We start from the raw sequence: 17,852 nt of genomic DNA, 5'->3' as shown, positions 1-17,852 counted from the left end.
GGGGAAAACAGCCCGTCCCGGTGCCGTCTCAGAACGGTCCGCGCGGGGCAGGCGTCGGTTCGGCCGGGCGCGGCACCGCCGCTACCTCCCCGGCCAAGCGCGCGCGATGCCGCTGGTAACCCTCCGCCAGCGCCGCCGCGATCTCCGGCGTCGCGTCGATCGGGGCGTAGCGCAGCGCCTCCAGGCGCCCGATGAACGGCTTCAGCGCGCCGGCCATGGCGAGACCCGCGAACATCCGCCGGTGGCGGATATAGGTACGCGGCAGGTCGAACAGCAGGAGGGGCACGCCGGTGCTCGCGGCCTCGCCCACCATGTTGGCGGAATCGGAGGTGACGACGATGTGGTCGGCGATCGCCAGCATGCCGACGTACGGGTTCTCGCCGCTGCCGTCCCAGAAGAAGCCGCCCTTGTCCTTCACCAAGTCCTCGAGGGCTTTGCGCAGGTCCGGCGGCGTGCGCCGGGACACCGTCAGCATTAGCGAGCAGCCGCCCTCGGCGAGCTTGGTGAGATCGCGCACGAGCCGCTGCATGTCGGCTTTGCGGTAACGCAGATGCCGGCTGTCCCCGCCGATGAGCACGGCGATGCGTGGCCAGGGCAGGCGCGCGAGACGTGGGTCAGGCGTCGTGCGGGCGGCGTCGAGCCGGGCGCGGGAGACGGGGTGCGGCGCGGTGAGCGTGGTGAAGACGTTGGGGCCGCGCAGATCGTCGTAGTCGGGAACCCAGATGAAGTCCGCCGTATCGTGGCCAGTGCGCGGGTCCTTGAGAAAGGCCGTGAAGGTCTTCTCGTCCGAGGCGCGGCGCACGGCGCGCAGATAGGGCACGGCACGCCGCCCCGACGCGATCAGGAGATGGGGAAGCGGGCCTTGCAGCAGGCCGCCGGCCCGGCCCGGCGCGTCCCGCGGGTCGATCGGCCCCCACGGGGCCATCCAGGTCAGGGGGCGTCCGTCCGGAATCCGCCGCGTCTCATAGGCGAGGCCGAGCGCCTCGGCGATGCCGATGCACTGGTTCTCGTCGCCGGCCTTGCCGTCGGTGAGGATCCAGACGCGGGCCCGCGCGAGCTCCGGCGGTACGCTATCGTCGGGCTTCACCGGCGCTTGCGCCCGCCCTTGCACCGGCCCCTGTTCGTTCACGCGACGCAAAACCTTCGATCCCACCAAACCCGGCCTACTGGGCCGGGAGCCTGCGCCGCAGCCACTGCGCGTAGTGCTCGGCAAGGGCCGCGACCCGCCGCCGCTCGGAGGCCGGATCGTACCACGCGCCGCCGGAACTCGCGGGCAGGGCCGAAAGCTGGGGATGGCGCGCGAGGATCTCGCCCCCACGGCCGACCAGCACAGCCTCGCCGTCGAGATAGTCCGTCGTGCCGCTGCCGCCGAGGCTGCTGCGATCGCCGCCCTGCGCACCGCCATAGGCGGCCAGCGACAGGCCGCTCACGCGCACCACCAGGGTCGGCGCGCCACGGACGATGCGGTCACCGAAGCTGCGCTGCATCGCCTCGGTCAGAACCGCGCGCAGAAGCTCCGTCTGCGGACCGCGGGCATAGACTTGCAGGGGGCGCACATCGACGGCGATGCCGCCGACCCGGTCAAATTCCTGCGCCGCGGCCGGGAGGCCGAGCACGACCCCGGCCAGGAGGCCGAACGCGGCCGCGAGGCTGGGGACGCGCATGGGGTCAGGCTCCCCACTCGACGGCGACAACCTCGTAGGACTTGCCACCGCCGGGCGTCGTGACCTCGACCGTGTCGCCGACGGCCTTGCCGATCAGAGCGCGGGCGATGGGCGAGGAGATCGAGACGCGGCCCTCGCGCACATCCGCCTCCGGCTCGCCGACGAGCTGGTAGGTCTTCTCTTCCTCGGTATCCTCGTCCAGCAGCTTCACGCGGGCACCGAACTTGATCTTGGAGCCGGACAGCTTCGAGGTGTCGATGATCTCGGCGCGCGCGATCATGCTCTCCAGTTCGAGCACCCGCCCCTCGTTGTGGGACTGGGCCTCCTTGGCCGCATGATACTCGGCGTTCTCGGAGAGGTCGCCCAGCGCGCGGGCTTCGGAGATCGCCTGGATGATCCGGGGGCGTTCCACCTGCTGGCGACGCTTCAGCTCCTCCTCGAGGGCTGCGTAGCCGCGTGCCGTGATGGGAAGCTTGTCGATGCTCATGGTCTCGCGCCACAATGAAGAGGCCCGGCCGGAGCAAAATGCTCCTTCCGGGCCGGGATAACGGCTCTCGATTGTGTGCTCTCGGGCCGCCCGCTTCCGTCGGCGGGCCGCCCGGCACACGAACGTCTAATTAGGCCGCGAAGTATTCCTGCAAGGCGCGAACCTGAAGATCGCCTTCAAGATAGGCCTTGATCCCCTCGGCCGCCGCCATCGCGCCAGCGAGAGTGGTGTAGTACGGCACTTTATGCAAGAGGGCCGCCCGCCTCAGGGAGCGTGAGTCGGACAGCGCACCGGCGCCCTCGGTCGTGTTGATGACCAGCGCGATATCGCCGTTCTTGATCGAATCGACGATGTGGGGACGGCCCTCCAGCACCTTGTTGATGCGCTGGGTCGGGATGCCCTCGTCCGCCAGGTAGCGCTGCGTGCCGCCGGTCGCGAGGATGGTGAAGCCGAGGCCGGCGAGCTGCCGGATCGCCGGCAACACGCGGGGCTTGTCGTCGTCGCGCACGGAGACGAACACCGTGCCGGTGCGCGGCACCGCCGTGCCCGATCCGAGCTGGCTCTTGGCGAAGGCCACGCCGAAGCCCGCATCCAGCCCGATCACCTCGCCGGTCGAGCGCATCTCCGGTCCGAGCAGCACGTCGACGCCGGGGAAGCGGGCGAAGGGGAACACCGCCTCTTTCACGGCGATGTGGTCGAGCCGCTTCGGCTTGAGGCCGAAGCTGTCGAGGCGCTCGCCGGCCATGATCCGCGCGGCGATCTTGGCGATCGGCTCGCCGATCACCTTGGCGACGAAGGGTACCGTGCGTGAGGCGCGCGGGTTCACTTCCAGCACGTAGATCGCGCCGTCCTTGATCGCGTATTGCACGTTCATCAGGCCGCCGACCTTGAGGGCCAGCGCCATCGCCTTCGTCTGCCGCTCCAACTCGGCGAGGATCTCGGGCGAGAGCGTGCGCGGCGGCAGCGAGCAGGCGCTGTCCCCGGAATGGATGCCCGCCTCCTCGATGTGCTCCATGATGCCGGCGATGAACACGCTCTGCCCGTCGCAGACCGCATCGACATCGACCTCGGTCGCGTCCGACAGGTAGCGGTCGAACAGGAGCGGGTTCTTGCCCAGCACCGTGTTGATCTGCCCCGTCTTGTCGTTGGGGTAGCGCGCCTTGATATCGGAGGGGATCAGGCTCGGCAGCGTGCCGAGCAGGTACTCGGCGAACTGCGCCTCGTCATGGATGATCGCCATGGCCCGCCCGCCGAGGACGTAGCTCGGGCGCACCACGAAGGGCAGGCCGAGTTCGGCGGCGACGAGCCGGCTCTGCTCCACCGAGTAGGCGATGCCGTTCTTGGGCTGCTTGAGGCCGAGCTTGTCCAGCAGGCGCTTGAACTGGTCGCGGTCCTCGGCGAGGTCGATGGCGTCGGGCGAGGTGCCGAGGATCGGGACGCCGGCGGCCTCCAGGGCGCGCGCGAGCTTGAGCGGGGTCTGGCCGCCGAACTGTACGATCACGCCGTGGAGCGTGCCCGCCTGCCGCTCGGTCTCGACGATCTCCAGGACATCCTCTTCGGTGAGCGGCTCGAAATAGAGCCGGTCGGAGGTGTCGTAGTCGGTCGAGACCGTCTCCGGGTTGCAGTTGACCATGATGGTCTCGTAGCCGGCCTCGGTCAGCGCGAAGCAGGCGTGGCAGCAGCAATAGTCGAACTCGATGCCCTGGCCGATCCGGTTCGGGCCGCCGCCGAGGATGATGACCTTCTTTTTGTCCGAAGGGTACGCCTCGTCCGAGGTCTGGCCAGCGAAGGGGGCGACGTAGGTCGAGTACATGTAGGCGGTTGGCGCCTTGAACTCGGCGGCGCAGGTGTCGATCCGCTTGAAGACCGGGCGCACGCCCAGGCCTCGGCGGGCGGCGCGCACGGCGTCCTCGTCGGTGTCGGTCAGTACGGCCAGCCGCGCGTCGGAGAAGCCGGCGGCCTTGAGCTGGCGGAAGGCGCCCGGGGTCTTGGGCAGGCCATGTGCCTTCACCCGGTTCTCCAGATCGACGATGGCCTGGAGCTGCTCCAGGAACCACGGATCGATCGCGCAGGAGGCGTAGATCTCCTCGTGGCTGATCCCGAGGCGCATGGCCTGCGCGACCTTGAGCAGCCGGTCCGGCGTCGGCGTGCCGAGCGCGGCCTTGATCGCGTTGTGGTCGTCGCCCTTGCCGAGACCCTCGATCTCGATTTCGTCGAGGCCGGTCAGCCCCGTCTCGAGCGAGCGCAGGGCCTTCTGCAGGGATTCCGCGAAGCAGCGGCCGATCGCCATGGCCTCACCCACCGACTTCATCGCGGTGGTGAGCGTCGGCTCGGCGCCGGGGAATTTTTCGAAGGCGAAGCGCGGGATCTTGGTGACGACGTAGTCGATCGTCGGCTCGAACGAGGCCGGGGTCGCGCCGCCGGTGATGTCGTTGGCGATCTCGTCCAGCGTGTAGCCGACGGCGAGCTTGGCCGCGACCTTGGCGATCGGGAAGCCGGTGGCCTTCGAGGCCAACGCCGAGGAACGCGACACGCGCGGGTTCATCTCGATCACGATCATCCGGCCCGTCTTCGGGTCGATCGCGAACTGCACATTCGAGCCGCCGGTCTCGACGCCGATCTCACGCAGGACCGCGAGCGAGGCATCGCGCATCACCTGGTATTCTTTGTCGGTGAGCGTCAGCGCCGGCGCGACGGTGATCGAGTCGCCCGTATGCACGCCCATCGGATCGACGTTCTCGATGGAGCAGACGATGATGCAGTTATCCGCCTTATCGCGGACGACCTCCATCTCGTACTCCTTCCAGCCGAGCACGCTCTCCTCGATCAGCACCTCGTTGGTCGGCGAGGCGTCGATGCCGCGCTCGACGATCTCGAGGAATTCCTCCCGGTTGTAGGCGATGCCGCCGCCGGTGCCGCCCATGGTGAAGGAGGGGCGGATGATCGCCGGGAGGCCGACTTCGGCGAGCGCGATCAGCGCCTGGCCCAGCGCGTGCTCGATGTAGCGCCGCCGCCGGTCACCCTCGCCGCCGCTCCACTGCCGATCGAATTCGGCGAGCGCCGTCGCGCGGACGGCCGGATCCGACTGCGCCGCCTCGATGCGCGCCTTCTCGGCGAGATAGCGGTCGCGGTCGGCCTTCTTGGCAGCCGAGGCGTTGGCGAGCGCCGATTTCGGCGTCTCCAGGCCGATCTTGGTCATCGCGTCGCGGAAGAGGTTGCGGTCCTCCGCCTTGTCGATGGCCTCGGCCGTCGCGCCGATCATCTGCACGCCGAACTTTTCGAGCACGCCCATGCGCTTGAGCGAGAGCGCGCAGTTGAGCGCCGTCTGTCCGCCCATGGTGGGCAGCAGCGCGTCGGGCCGCTCCTTCTCGATGATCTTGGCGACGATCTCCGGCGTGATTGGCTCGACATAGGTCGCGTCGGCCATGTCCGGGTCGGTCATGATCGTCGCCGGGTTCGAGTTCACCAGAACGATCCGGTAGCCTTCTTCCCGCAGGGCCTTGCAGGCCTGAGTGCCGGAATAATCGAATTCGCAGGCCTGCCCGATGATGATGGGGCCCGCACCGATGATGAGAATGGAGGAGATGTCGGTGCGTTTCGGCATTGAGCGCCTTGAAGCGAGTTCGCGCGCGCTCGCCCTCGCGCACCGCCATTTCGAAGGCGGCGCCAAGGGGGCGCAGGCGCTGGGATGATCGTCAAGCCCTGCGTTTACACGCAGCCGCGCAGGTTTGAAAGGCCCGGCCCATCCAGTCCCGCCCTGCTTCTCGGGGAGCCTATTTCAAAGTGTAATAATTCAATTTCTCAAGTAATTATCGCTTTGATACTCGGTAAAAGACTCGGTATTCCGTAAATGTCGATGATGATCGTCGATTATCTTAAGAATTATTACGAGGAAATGAATGATGATCTTCAGGGCCCTGATCGCTGCCGCCACGCTCGCCATCGCCATCGCCACGACCTTGCCGGCGGCGGCCGACGAAGTGGCGGTCAAGATGCTCAATAGCGGGCCAGGCGGGATGATGGTGTTCGATCCCGCGCTCGTGCGGCTGAAGCCCGGCGACAGCATCAAGTTCCTGCCGACCGACAAGGGGCACAACGTCGAGACGATCAAGGGCATGGCGCCGGACGGCGCCGACTATGTCAAAACGACCGTCGGTCAGGAAGCCGTGGTCAAGTTCGACAAGGAAGGCGTCTACGGCTTCAAATGCGCGCCGCATTACATGATGGGGATGGTCGCCCTCGTGGTCGTCGGCGACAAGCGCGACAACCTAGAAGCCGCCAAGAGTGTTCAGCACAACAAGCTGACGCAGAAGCGCCTGGATCCGCTCTTCGCGCAGATTCAGTAGCGGTGATGGGCGGCCCGGCCGCGTCGGGGCTCGGGCCGCTTCACCTCAATCGCCGGCCATCACCAGCGCCCAGAAGCGCTTGTAACGCGTTCCTGGAGCATCGAACCGGGCGATGCCGACGCGCCGGAGCTGCGGCATCAGCATGTTGCGGTTGTGCTCGGGCGACGCCTTCCAGCGGGCGAGCACCTGATCGAAGGTCTCGGACCCCGCGCTCAGGTTCTCCGAGGCGTAGCGCCGGCCGAAACCGACGCCCGCCATGCGGCTGTCGAAGCTTCCGGCGATCTCGTGGCTGAGCCGCCCGGCCCGGGCATTGGCTTGTGCCTGGAACGAGGCCGCGGTGATCAGACGGGAATCGATGACGACGGCGCTCAGCCCATGCTGCGCCCTATAGCGGGAGATCGCAGCGGCGGCGGCCTGTTCGTCGAGGATCACCGGCAGGGCCGGTACGCCCGCATCGAGAACGGGTGATCCTCCGCAGCCGGCCAGTGTCAGGGTGACGAGGGCCGCGGCGGCGGACAGGCGCAGATTCGGCATCGGAGGGGTGAGGGCTGCAGCGTGAGTCGGATGCGCCCGCTTCCCTGGCCGTTGCGGCGAAACCGGGGCGCCCGCAGCTCGGACCCGCCACATCGCGCGGCTTGTGGCGCATCGGTCACGCCGGACAAGGCAGGCGAAATCGCGCGTTCACCGCTCAAAGAAGCGTGTCGGTTGTCTGAGGATTGTGGAGTTCAGGTTTCCCGGTCGGATCGACATCGGGAACATGGCGCGGGCGACGGGGCTCGAACCCGCGACCTCCGGCGTGACAGGCCGGCACTCTAACCAACTGAGCTACGCCCGCGTTCTGCGTCGCCGGCCGGCTGGGCTCGTGTCGGCGACGAGGCGGGGTTTATGTGGGGCGCCCCGAGCTGTCAAGCGACGGTTTGGGGAAATACGACGATCCGGCGACGGTTCGCGAAAACACGGCCCGAAACGTTGAAGGAGGACAGGCGCATCGCGCCAGAGCGTCCGTGGAGTACGGTGTGGGCACTTCTTCACAGCCGCGCGCCGTGCTTGCGACCCATGGCTCTGGTATGCCAAATGCCAGGATTGGTGGTCGAGGAAGCGACGGGGATGAGATGGCGATGCTCAACCGTGCAGGGGCATGCGCCGATCCGTCCTGTGGTCCGGTGCACGGATACCCCCATCTGTCAGCCAATGAGGTGATTGTGCGACGCGCAATGCCCTTGTTTCGCGGGGGGGCTCGTCTAAGCCTCGCCCGCGCTCAGTCTGGCATTGGAGGAATTCCATCCGAGGGATTCCACGGGCCGGAAGCCGTCGCGAGGGCCGTCGTTCATGATCCTCACGCGCAACCACATGAGAGGTGCGGCATGACCGGCCTATTGGCGGATTACCTGCCGCTCATCATTTTCCTCGGCGTGTCGCTGTTCATTGCAGTGGCGCTGCTGATTGCTCCCTTCATCGTGGCCTATTCGAGCCCCGATCCGGAAAAGCTCTCAGCCTACGAGTGTGGTTTCAACGCCTTTGATGACGCGCGCATGAAGTTCGACGTGCGCTTCTATCTCGTGGCGATCCTGTTCATCATCTTCGACCTCGAGGTCGCCTTCCTGTTCCCCTGGGCGATCACCTTCGGGGAACTCGGCTGGTTCGGCTTCTGGTCGATGATGATCTTCCTCGGCGTTCTCACCGTCGGCTTCGTCTACGAGTGGCGCAAGGGCGCCCTCGAATGGGACTAGCGGCACGGTTCTTCCCGCGTCGTTTCCCTCCCGCTCTCGCTCAGAGGCAGAGATGGCCCTGACTCCGACCTTCTCCCGCGCGCCCGACATCGCGCCGGCGCCCAAAGGGATCATCGATCCCGCGACGGGGCGTCCGATCGGCGCGAACGATCCGACCTTCCTGTCGATCAACGACGAGTTGGCGGATCGCGGCTTCCTCGTCACCAGCGCCGACGAGCTCATCAACTGGGCCCGTACCGGCTCGCTGATGTGGATGACCTTCGGTCTCGCCTGCTGCGCGGTCGAGATGATGCAGATGTCGATGCCGCGCTACGATTGCGAGCGCTTCGGCTTCGCGCCGCGCGGTTCGCCGCGGCAATCCGACGTGATGATCGTCGCCGGCACGCTGACCAACAAGATGGCCCCGGCCCTGCGCAAGGTCTACGACCAGATGCCGGAGCCGCGCTACGTCATCTCCATGGGCTCCTGCGCCAACGGCGGCGGCTACTACCACTACTCCTACTCGGTGGTGCGTGGCTGCGACCGGGTAGTGCCGGTGGATATCTACGTGCCGGGCTGCCCGCCGAGCGCCGAGGCCCTGCTCTACGGCGTCCTGCTGCTGCAGCGGAAGATCCGCCGCATCGGCACGATCGAGCGGTGAGGGAGGGCGCGATGGAAGCCATCACCACCAATGGCATCACGCTTCGCCGCACCGTCGCGGCCCCTCAAGGCGAGGACGCCCTGCGGGCCATGGGCGAGCGGATCGCCGGAGCGCTCGGCCCGGCGGTCACCGAATGGGCCATCTCCCGCGGCGAGCTGACGCTCGTCGTCCAGGGCAGCGACATCGTCTACGCGCTGACCTATCTGCGCGACGAGCCGGCTTGCGCCTTCCGCTGCTTCATCGACATCTGCGGCGTCGATTACCCGCAGCGGGCGCGCCGCTTCGACGTCGTCTACCACCTGCTCTCCTTGCGTCATAATATGCGGGTGCGCGTGAAGGTGCAGACCGACGCCGCGACCCCGGTGCCCTCGGCAATTCCGGTCTTCCCGGCGGCCAACTGGTACGAGCGCGAGACCTACGACCTCTACGGCATCCTATTCTCGGGCCATCCCGACCTGCGCCGGCTGCTCACCGATTACGGCTTCGAGGGCCATCCGCTGCGCAAGGACTTCCCGCTGACCGGCTTCGTCGAGGTCCGCTACGATCAGGACGAGGCGCGCGTCGTCTACGAGCCGGTCAAGCTGACCCAGGAGTTCCGCAACTTCGACTTCCTGTCGCCGTGGGAGGGCACGGACTACGTGCTCCCCGGCGACGAGAAGACGTCGAGCTGAAGGCTGCGGCGATGACCGAACACAACATCCGCAACTTCTCGATCAATTTCGGGCCGCAACACCCGGCGGCGCACGGCGTGCTGCGCCTCGTGCTCGAACTCGACGGTGAGGTGGTCGAGCGGGTCGATCCGCATATCGGGCTCCTTCACCGGGGCACCGAGAAGCTGATCGAGCACAAGACCTACCTCCAGGCGACGCCCTATTTCGACCGGCTCGACTACGTCGCGCCGATGAATCAGGAGCACGCCTTCTGCCTCGCGATCGAGCGGCTCGCGGGCATCGAGGTGCCGCGCCGGGCTCAGCTCATCCGCACCCTGTTCTGCGAGATCGGGCGGCTGCTCTCCCACCTCCTCAATGTCACCACGCAGGCGATGGACGTCGGCGCGCTGACGCCGCCCCTGTGGGGCTTCGAGGAGCGCGAGAAGCTGATGATCTTCTACGAGCGCGCATCGGGCGCTCGGCTCCACGCCAACTACTTCCGGCCCGGCGGCGTGCATCAGGATCTGCCGCCCGCGCTGATCGACGACATCGAGGCGTTCTGCGACCCGTTCCTGAAGGTGGTCGACGATCTCGACAACCTCGTCATGGCCAACCGCATCTTCAAGCAGCGCAACGTCGATATCGGCATCGTCTCGGTGGACGAGGCCATGGCCTGGGGCTTCTCCGGCGTGATGGTGCGCGGCTCCGGCATCCCGTGGGATCTGCGCAAGTCGCAGCCCTACGAACTCTACGAGGAGATGGAGTTCGACATCCCCGTGGGGAAGAACGGCGACACCTACGATCGCCAGGTGATCCGCATGGAAGAGATGCGGGAATCCGTGAAGATCATGCGGCAATGCGTGGCCAAGCTGCGCGAGCCCGCCGGTCAGGGCCCGATCGCCTCGATCGACGGCAAGTTCGCGCCCCCGCCGCGCCGGGAGATGAAGCGCTCGATGGAAGCGCTCATCCACCACTTCAAGCTCTACACCGAGGGCTTCCACGTGCCCGAGGGCGAAGTCTACGCCGCGGTCGAAGCCCCCAAGGGCGAGTTCGGCGTCTACCTCGTATCCGACGGCACCAACAAACCCTACCGCTGCAAGATCCGCGCTCCGGGCTTCGCCCACCTTCAAGCGATGGATTGGATGTGCCGCGGCCACCTGCTCGCCGACGTGTCCTGCGTGCTCGGCACGCTCGACATCGTGTTCGGCGAAGTGGACCGCTGAGGAGACGGGTCGAACGTCATGGCCAACCGCAGGCTAGCCCCCGCCGCCGAGCAGCCCCAGGACTTTGCGTTCACGCCCGAGAACGCTGACTGGGCGCGCGGCCAGATCGCGAAATATCCGGAGGGCCGGCAGGCCTCCGCCGTCATCCCGCTGCTGTGGAAGGCGCAGGAGCAGAACGGCGGCTGGCTGCCGCAGAAGGCGATCGAGGCGGTCGCCGACGAACTCGGCATGCCGCATATCCGCGTGCTCGAAGTCGCGACCTTCTACACGATGTTCGCGCTGGAGCCGGTCGGCCGGTTCTGGATCCAGGTCTGCGGCACCGTGCCCTGCGATTGCTGCGGGGCGAAGGAGCTGAAGGCCTCGCTCCACGAGCGCCTCGGCCCCTCCGGCAAAGTGACGGCGGACGGCAACTTCTCCTGGCTCGAAGTGGAGTGCCTCGGCGCCTGCTGCAACGCGCCGATGGTGCAGATCAACCAGGACTATTACGAGGATCTGACGCCCGAGAGCCTGAACAAGCTCATGGACGACCTCGCCGCCGGCCGCCCCGTGAAGGTCGGTTCGCAGATCGGCCGAGTGTCCTCCGAGCCGAAGGATGCGGTCAACACCCTGACCGACGAGAGCCTGTTCGACGGCTCCCGCGTCGGTGCCTGGCGCAAGCGCTTCGAGCAGACCGAGGGCGCGGACCAGGGCGGGGAAAGCGTCAAGAAGGACGAGGCCGCCTCGACCGAGGCCCGCGTCAAGGACGAGACCAAGCCGGCCCGTCCCTCGGCCGGGCGCGCCAACGAGTCGAACGCCGTCGATGCGCCCGCCGAGCGGGCCAGCGCCGGTCAGACTCCGGTGAAGCCCGAGGACGAGGCGCAGGCCCGCGACGCGAAGGCGGCCCCCAGCCAGGATCCGGCCGTCGTGGAGGACAAGGTCCTTCGCACCGAGCCGCCTCAGCATCCGGCGACGGTCGGTGCCGGCGACGACGTCCCCGAGGGCGAGAACCCGGAGGCTCGCGCCGACGCCGCAGGCACCCGGCCGAAGGGGCTTGATACCCCGCGAGACGATCGTCCGGACGACCTGACCAAGATCAAGGGCATCGGCCCGATCAACCAGCGCCGTCTCAACGATCTCGGCGTCTGGCACTACGATCAGGTCGCCGCCTGGTCGCCGCCGGAAGTTGCCTGGGTGAGCGCCTACCTCGCCTTCCCGGGACGGATCGACCGGGAAAACTGGGTCGGACAGGCGTCCGATCTCGCCGGCAGCAGGGGCTGAGGAGCGGATCATGCTCGCCGATCAGGATCGCATCTTCACCAATCTCTACGGCCTGCACTCGCCGGGGCTTGAGGCCGCGAAGAAGCGCGGCGCCTGGGACGGAACCAAGTTCCTCCTCGACATGGGCCGCGACTGGATCATCGACGAGATGAAGGGCTCCGGCCTGCGCGGCCGCGGCGGCGCAGGCTTCCCCACCGGCCTCAAATGGTCGTTCATGCCCAAGAAGTCGGATGGGCGCCCGCACTACCTCGTCGTCAACGCCGACGAATCGGAGCCGGGCACCTGCAAGGACCGGGAGATCATGCGGCACGATCCGCATCTTCTGATCGAGGGCTGCCTGCTGGCCTCCTTCGCCATGGGCGCGCATGCCTGCTACATCTACATCCGCGGCGAGTACGTGGCGGAGAAGTTCGCCCTCCAGCGCGCGGTGGACGAGGCCTACGAGGCGCGCCTCGTCGGGCCGTCGAACATCCACGACTACCCGTTCGACATCTACGTCCACCACGGCGCGGGCGCTTACATCTGCGGCGAGGAAACAGCCCTCATCGAGAGCCTGGAAGGCAAGAAGGGGATGCCGCGGCTGAAGCCGCCATTCCCGGCCAATATGGGCCTCTATGGCTGCCCCACGACCGTCAACAACGTCGAATCGATCGCGGTGGCCGGCACCATCCTGCGCCGCGGCGGCGCGTGGTTCGCCGGCCTCGGCGGCAAGAACAACACCGGCACCAAGCTGTTCTGCGTGTCGGGCCACGTCAACAAGCCCTGCAACGTCGAGGAAGAGCTCGGCATCACCTTCCGCGAGCTGATCGATAAGCATTGCGGCGGCATGCGCGGCGGCTGGGACAACCTGCTGTGCTCCATCCCCGGCGGCTCCTCGGTGCCGCTGGTGCCGGCCGAGCAGATCATCGACGCCAAGATGGACTTCGACACCCTGCGCAACCTCGGCTCGGGGCTGGGCACCGCAGCGGTGATCGTGCTCGACAAATCGACCGACATCGTCGGCGCGATCGCCCGCATCTCGTACTTCTACAAGCACGAGAGCTGCGGTCAGTGCACGCCTTGCCGCGAGGGCACCGGCTGGATGTGGCGCGTGCTGACCCGCATGGCCGCCGGCCGGGCGCAGAAGCGCGAGATCGACATGCTCCTGGAAGTCACCAAGCAGGTCGAGGGCCACACGATCTGCGCACTGGGCGACGCCGCGGCATGGCCGATCCAGGGCCTGATCCGGCACTTCCGCCCCGAGATCGAGAAGCGGATCGACCAGTACAGCGCCAACCCGCACATGGATGCGGTGCCGATGGCGGCGGAGTGAGTGCCGCCCCGATGCTCACCTTCGAGATGACCCGATGACCAAAATCCTCATCGACGGCACCGAGGTCGATGTTCCGGCCGACTACACCCTGCTTCAGGCCTGCGAGATCGCGGGCGCGGAGATCCCGCGCTTCTGCTTCCACGAGCGGCTGTCGATCGCCGGCAATTGCCGCATGTGTCTGGTCGAGCTGAAGGGCGCGCCCAAGCCCGTGGCCTCCTGCGCCTACGCAGTGAAGGATTGCCGACCGGGACCGAACGGCGAGCCGCCGGAGGTTCTCACCCGTTCGGGAACGACGAAGAAGGCGCGTGAGGGGGTGATGGAGTTCCTCCTCATCAACCACCCGCTCGATTGCCCGATCTGCGACCAGGGCGGCCATTGCGACCTGCAGGATCAGGCGATGGCCTACGGTGTCGACTCGACCCGCTACAGCGAGAACAAGCGGGCGGTCGAGGAGAAGTATATCGGCCCGCTGGTGCGCACGGCGATGAACCGCTGCATCCACTGCACCCGCTGCGTCCGCTTCCTCGCGGAGGTGGCCGGCGTGCCGGATCTCGGCGCCATCGGCCGCGGCGAGGACATGGAGATCACCAGCTACCTCGAAGAGGCGATGGGCTCGGAGCTTCAGGGCAACGTCGCCGACCTCTGCCCCGTCGGCGCGCTGGTGCACAAGCCGCAGAGCTACAACGTGCGTCCGTGGGAGCTGCACAAGACCGAGTCCGTCGATGTGATGGATGCGGTCGGCTCGGCGATTCGCATCGATGCCCGCGGCCGCGAGGTGATGCAGATCGAACCGCGGATCAGCGAAGAGATCAACGAGGAGTGGATCTCCGACAAGACCCGCCACGTCGTCGACGGCCTGCGGCTGCAGCGCCTCGACCGCCCATTCCTGCGCGAGAACGGCCGCCTGCGTCCCGCTTCCTGGGGGGAGGCGTTCTCGGCCATTGCCGCCAAGGTGAAGGGCGCCGATCCCAAGCGCGTCGGCGCGCTCGTCGGCGACCTCGCGGGTGCGGAGGAAATCTTCGCTCTCAAGGCGCTGATGGGTTCGCTCGGCGTCACCAATCTCGACGCGCGCCAGACCGGCGAGGCGATCGATCCGGCCTGGGGTCGGGCCGCCTACACGCTGGGCGCGACGATCCCCGGTATCGAGCAGGCGGACGCGATCCTGATCGTCGGCGCCAACCCGCGCACCGAGGCTTCGCTGCTCAACGTGCGCATCCGCAAGCGCTGGCGCATGGCTCCGGTCTCGATCGGGCTGATCCTCGACGAGCAGCCGGACCTGACCTACCCCTACACCTATCTCGGCGCCGGCACCGACACGCTGGCCTCGATCGCCAAGGGGGAGCACAGCTTCCTCGATGTGCTGAGACAAGCCGAGCGTCCGCTCGTCATCGTCGGCGAGGGCGGGCTCGGTTCGCTCGCCGCCGCCGCCGCTTTGGCGAAGGATGTCGGCGCGGTGACCGACGGCTGGAACGGCTTCGGCGTGCTCAACACCGCCGCTGCCCGCGTCGGCGCCCTCGATCTCGGCTTCGTGCCGGGGGAGGGGGGCTTGAGCTTCTCGCAAATGCTGGAGCCGGGCGCGCTGGACGTGGTGTTCAACCTCGGTGCCGACGAGCGGGTGATCGGGCCGGGCGCCTTCGTGATCTATCAGGGCACCCACGGCGATGCCGGCGCGAGCCGCGCCGATGTGATCCTGCCGGGCGCTGCCTACGCCGAGAAGAGCGCGACCTACGTCAACCTCGAAGGCCGGGTGCAGATGGCCAACCGCGCCGGCTTCCCGCCGGGCGACGCCCGCGAGGATTGGGCGATCCTGCGCGCCCTGTCCGACGTGCTCGGCAAGCGCCTGCCCTACGATTCTCTCGCTGCGTTGCGTAAGGCGATGTATGCCGCCCATCCGCATCTCGCGGCGGTCGGACAGGTCGAGCCGTCCGATGCGGCGGCCATGCTCGATCGGCTTGCCGCACTGCCGGCCGCGACGGAGAAGGCGACCTTCTCCTCGCCGGTCGCCGACTTCTACCTCACCAACCCGATCGCCCGCGCTTCGCGGGTGCTCGCCGAGTGTTCCGGCCTCGCCCGAGGTCGCGCCCTCGAAGCGGCGGAATAGGGGACGCCACCGATGACCTTCTGGGAAGTGCTCGGCACCGTCCTCCTGATCGCGTTGAAGAGCTTCGTGCTCCTCGCCGCGCTCCTCGTCTTCATCGCCTACGCGCTGCTGGCCGACCGCAAGATCTGGGCGGCGGTGCAGTTGCGCCGCGGCCCGAACGTGGTCGGGCCCTGGGGCCTGTTCCAGTCCTTTGCCGACCTGCTGAAGTTCGTGCTGAAGGAGCCGGTGATCCCGGCGGGCGCCAACAAGGCGATCTTCCTGCTGGCGCCGCTGGTCTTCGCGATGCTGGCGCTGGCGTCCTGGGCGGTGATCCCGCTCGCCGACGGCTGGGCGATCGCCGACATCAATGTCGGCATCACCTACATCTTCGCGATCTCCTCGCTCGGCGTCTACGGCGTCATCATGGGCGGCTGGGCCTCGAACTCGAAATACGCCTTCCTCGGCGCGCTTCGCTCGGCGGCGCAGATGATCTCCTACGAGGTCTCGCTCGGCTTCGTCATCATCTGCGTGCTGCTCTGCGCCGGCTCGCTCAACCTCTCGCGCATCGTCATGGCGCAGGACACGGCGCTCGGCCTGTTCGGCTGGTACTGGCTCTGGCTGTTCCCGATGTTCGGCGTGTTCTTCGTCTCGGCTTTGGCCGAGACCAACCGCCCGCCCTTCGACCTGCCGGAAGCCGAATCGGAACTCGTGGCGGGCTACATGGTCGAGTATTCCTCGACGCCGTACCTGCTGTTCATGCTCGGCGAGTACGTGGCGATCATGACCATGTGCGCGCTCGGCACGGTCCTGTTCCTCGGCGGCTGGCTCTCGCCGATCCCGTTCGTGCCCTTCACCTGGGTGCCCGGCGTGATCTGGTTCACGCTCAAAGCCAGCTTCCTGTTCTTCATGATCGCCATGGTGAAGGCCATGGTGCCCCGCTACCGCTACGACCAGCTCATGCGGCTCGGCTGGAAGGTCTTCCTTCCGCTGTCCCTGATCTCGGTCATCGTCGTCGCCTTCGTCCTCAAGCTCACCGGCCTCGCGCCGGGAGCCTGACCCGTCCCTTGTGAGGTCGCATTTCCTTCACGCGAGCCGGTCACCCGCTCGCTAAGGAAGGCGACCAGAATTGGAGATCGCGCCGTGAAGCTCGATCAGGTCGCCAGAAGCCTTCTCCTGAAGGAGTTCGTGTCGGGGTTTGTCCTCGCCATGAAATACTTCTTCAAGCCGAAGGCCACGATCAACTACCCCTTCGAGATGGGCCATCGCGGGCCGCGCTTCCGCGGTGAGCACGCCCTGCGCCGTTATCCCAACGGCGAGGAGCGCTGCATTGCCTGCAAGCTCTGCGAGGCGATCTGCCCGGCCCAGGCCATCACCATCGAGGCGGGGCCGCGCCGCAACGACGGCACGCGGCGCACCACGCGCTACGACATCGACATGGTGAAGTGCATCTATTGCGGCATGTGCCAGGAAGCCTGCCCGGTCGATGCCATCGTCGAGGGGCCGAACTTCGAGTTCTCGGTCGAGACCCGCGAGGAGCTGCTCTACGACAAGCAGAAGCTCCTCGAGAACGGCGATCGCTGGGAGCGCGAGATCGCCCGCAACATCGCGGTCGACGCGCCCTACCGCTAGTTCGGCCGCCGACATCGGTTGTGCGTCGCACAGCCCAGTTCTATAGAGCATCGTCCCGAACGGCGGCTTCCGGCCCTCGGAAAAAGACGATGCGGAAACAGGAACCTAGCGCCTCGCTCTCGATGCGCTAGACGGGCCGCCGCCTGCGGCCGAGGGTCCACCGAGGCAGAAGGGAGCCGCTCGCTTGGGCGGCCGATGCTGAAAATCGCATGACCGCAGCCGCCGCCTTCTTCTATCTCTTCGCGGGCTTCGCCGTGGCCTCGGGCTTCATGGTGATCGCAGCCAGGAACCCCGTCACCTCGGTGTTGTTCCTGATCCTCGCCTTCGTGAACGCCGCCGGGCTGTTCGTGCTGATGGGCGCCGAGTTCCTGGCGATGATCCTCGTCGTCGTCTATGTCGGCGCCGTCGCGGTGCTGTTCCTCTTCGTCGTGATGATGCTCGACGTGGACTTCGCCGCCCTCCGCCAGGGCTTCCAGCGCTACCTGCCGATCGGCGGGTTGATCGGCGCGATCTTCCTGATCGAGCTGGTCCTCGTCGTCGGCACTTGGACCATCGATCCGGGCCTGGTGCAGGCGCCGCTCGGCCGCGCCGCCCACGGCGAGACCGCGACCAACACCGAGGCGCTCGGGCGGGTGCTCTACACGGACTACGTCTACGCCTTCCAGATCGCCGGCCTGATCCTGCTGGTGGCGATGATCGGCGCCATCGTGCTCACCCTGCGCGAGCGCACCGGCGTGAAGCGCCAGAACATCGCCGTGCAGAACGCCCGCACGCAAGGCATGGCGGTCGATACCATCAAGGTGCCCTCGCGGCAGGGCGTGGAGGTCTGAGGCC

Annotated in this window: 16 protein-coding genes and 1 tRNA gene; 11 read left to right on the top strand and 6 right to left on the bottom strand. The window is 67.3% G+C overall.

All coding sequences use genetic code 11. The features are described from left to right. Nucleotides 1-28: 28 nt before the first annotated feature. From MSPGM_RS04875 to carB, 4 genes are all read right to left on the bottom strand, one after another. Nucleotides 29-1,153 carry a mitochondrial fission ELM1 family protein gene (locus MSPGM_RS04875; RefSeq protein WP_003598210.1) on the bottom strand — a complete coding sequence of 375 codons (1,125 nt, stop codon included), beginning with the start codon at nt 1,151-1,153 and terminating at the stop codon, nt 29-31. 10 nt (nt 1,154-1,163) lie between these two features. Further along, the gene (locus MSPGM_RS04870) at nt 1,164-1,664 is read right to left on the bottom strand and encodes a hypothetical protein (RefSeq protein ID WP_003598208.1); all 501 of its coding nucleotides are present in this window, start codon (nt 1,662-1,664) and stop codon (nt 1,164-1,166) included. A gap of 4 nt (nt 1,665-1,668) precedes the next feature. Beyond that, complete coding sequence (gene greA, locus MSPGM_RS04865) at nt 1,669-2,145, bottom strand: transcription elongation factor GreA (protein ID WP_173390180.1); 477 nt, start codon at nt 2,143-2,145, stop codon at nt 1,669-1,671. Nucleotides 2,146-2,281: 136 nt separating this feature from the next. Beyond that, on the bottom strand, nt 2,282-5,755 hold the full coding sequence (gene carB, locus MSPGM_RS04860; RefSeq protein WP_003598206.1) for a carbamoyl-phosphate synthase large subunit: 3,474 nt from the start codon (nt 5,753-5,755) through the stop codon (nt 2,282-2,284). A 295-nt stretch (nt 5,756-6,050) separates the two neighbouring features. Here carB and MSPGM_RS04855 point away from each other — a divergent pair, with 295 nt between their 5' ends. Continuing rightward, the gene (locus MSPGM_RS04855; protein ID WP_012752226.1) at nt 6,051-6,497 is read left to right on the top strand and encodes a pseudoazurin; all 447 of its coding nucleotides are present in this window, start codon (nt 6,051-6,053) and stop codon (nt 6,495-6,497) included. A gap of 45 nt (nt 6,498-6,542) precedes the next feature. On the opposite strand, the gene MSPGM_RS04850 is transcribed toward MSPGM_RS04855, so the two are convergent. Together MSPGM_RS04850 and MSPGM_RS04845 are read right to left on the bottom strand one after the other, a co-directional pair. Next, nucleotides 6,543-7,031: a CAP domain-containing protein gene (locus MSPGM_RS04850; protein ID WP_003598202.1), complete on the bottom strand. Its 489-nt coding sequence runs from the start codon at nt 7,029-7,031 to the stop codon at nt 6,543-6,545. A 224-nt stretch (nt 7,032-7,255) separates the two neighbouring features. Next, nucleotides 7,256-7,332 (bottom strand) — tRNA-Asp (locus tag MSPGM_RS04845). A gap of 529 nt (nt 7,333-7,861) precedes the next feature. Here MSPGM_RS04845 and MSPGM_RS04840 point away from each other — a divergent pair. The 10 genes from MSPGM_RS04840 to MSPGM_RS04795 all read left to right on the top strand — a co-directional run bounded on the left by MSPGM_RS04840 (nt 7,862) and on the right by MSPGM_RS04795 (nt 17,848). Then, on the top strand, nt 7,862-8,227 hold the full coding sequence (locus MSPGM_RS04840; protein WP_003598200.1) for an NADH-quinone oxidoreductase subunit A: 366 nt from the start codon (nt 7,862-7,864) through the stop codon (nt 8,225-8,227). Between the two features lie 52 nt (nt 8,228-8,279). Beyond that, nucleotides 8,280-8,867, top strand: a complete 588-nt coding sequence (locus tag MSPGM_RS04835) for a NuoB/complex I 20 kDa subunit family protein (protein WP_003598199.1) — start codon at nt 8,280-8,282, stop codon at nt 8,865-8,867. Nucleotides 8,868-8,878: 11 nt separating this feature from the next. Further along, nucleotides 8,879-9,538: an NADH-quinone oxidoreductase subunit C gene (locus MSPGM_RS04830; RefSeq protein ID WP_003598198.1), complete on the top strand. Its 660-nt coding sequence runs from the start codon at nt 8,879-8,881 to the stop codon at nt 9,536-9,538. Nucleotides 9,539-9,549: 11 nt separating this feature from the next. Beyond that, complete coding sequence (locus MSPGM_RS04825) at nt 9,550-10,740, top strand: NADH-quinone oxidoreductase subunit D (RefSeq protein WP_003598196.1); 1,191 nt, start codon at nt 9,550-9,552, stop codon at nt 10,738-10,740. 18 nt (nt 10,741-10,758) lie between these two features. Continuing rightward, entirely contained in the window at nt 10,759-11,997 is a 1,239-nt protein-coding gene (nuoE, locus tag MSPGM_RS04820; RefSeq protein WP_003598194.1) for an NADH-quinone oxidoreductase subunit NuoE, read from the top strand. Between the two features lie 10 nt (nt 11,998-12,007). After that, nucleotides 12,008-13,309 carry an NADH-quinone oxidoreductase subunit NuoF gene (gene nuoF, locus MSPGM_RS04815; RefSeq protein ID WP_003598192.1) on the top strand — a complete coding sequence of 434 codons (1,302 nt, stop codon included), beginning with the start codon at nt 12,008-12,010 and terminating at the stop codon, nt 13,307-13,309. Between the two features lie 34 nt (nt 13,310-13,343). Further along, nucleotides 13,344-15,410, top strand: a complete 2,067-nt coding sequence (gene nuoG, locus MSPGM_RS04810) for an NADH-quinone oxidoreductase subunit NuoG (protein WP_003598190.1) — start codon at nt 13,344-13,346, stop codon at nt 15,408-15,410. Nucleotides 15,411-15,422: 12 nt separating this feature from the next. Continuing rightward, nucleotides 15,423-16,445, top strand: a complete 1,023-nt coding sequence (nuoH, locus tag MSPGM_RS04805) for an NADH-quinone oxidoreductase subunit NuoH (RefSeq protein WP_003598188.1) — start codon at nt 15,423-15,425, stop codon at nt 16,443-16,445. An 84-nt stretch (nt 16,446-16,529) separates the two neighbouring features. Further along, complete coding sequence (nuoI, locus tag MSPGM_RS04800) at nt 16,530-17,018, top strand: NADH-quinone oxidoreductase subunit NuoI (RefSeq protein WP_003598186.1); 489 nt, start codon at nt 16,530-16,532, stop codon at nt 17,016-17,018. 209 nt (nt 17,019-17,227) lie between these two features. Next, complete coding sequence (locus MSPGM_RS04795; protein WP_003598184.1) at nt 17,228-17,848, top strand: NADH-quinone oxidoreductase subunit J; 621 nt, start codon at nt 17,228-17,230, stop codon at nt 17,846-17,848. Nucleotides 17,849-17,852 lie beyond the last annotated feature (4 nt).

Origin of the sequence: Methylorubrum sp. GM97 (assembly GCF_024347855.1) — a bacterium.
Taxonomy (GTDB): domain Bacteria; phylum Pseudomonadota; class Alphaproteobacteria; order Rhizobiales; family Beijerinckiaceae; genus Methylobacterium; species Methylobacterium extorquens.
Note: the sequence above shows the minus strand (reverse complement) of the source record. Positions and strands in the feature narration are given on the sequence as shown.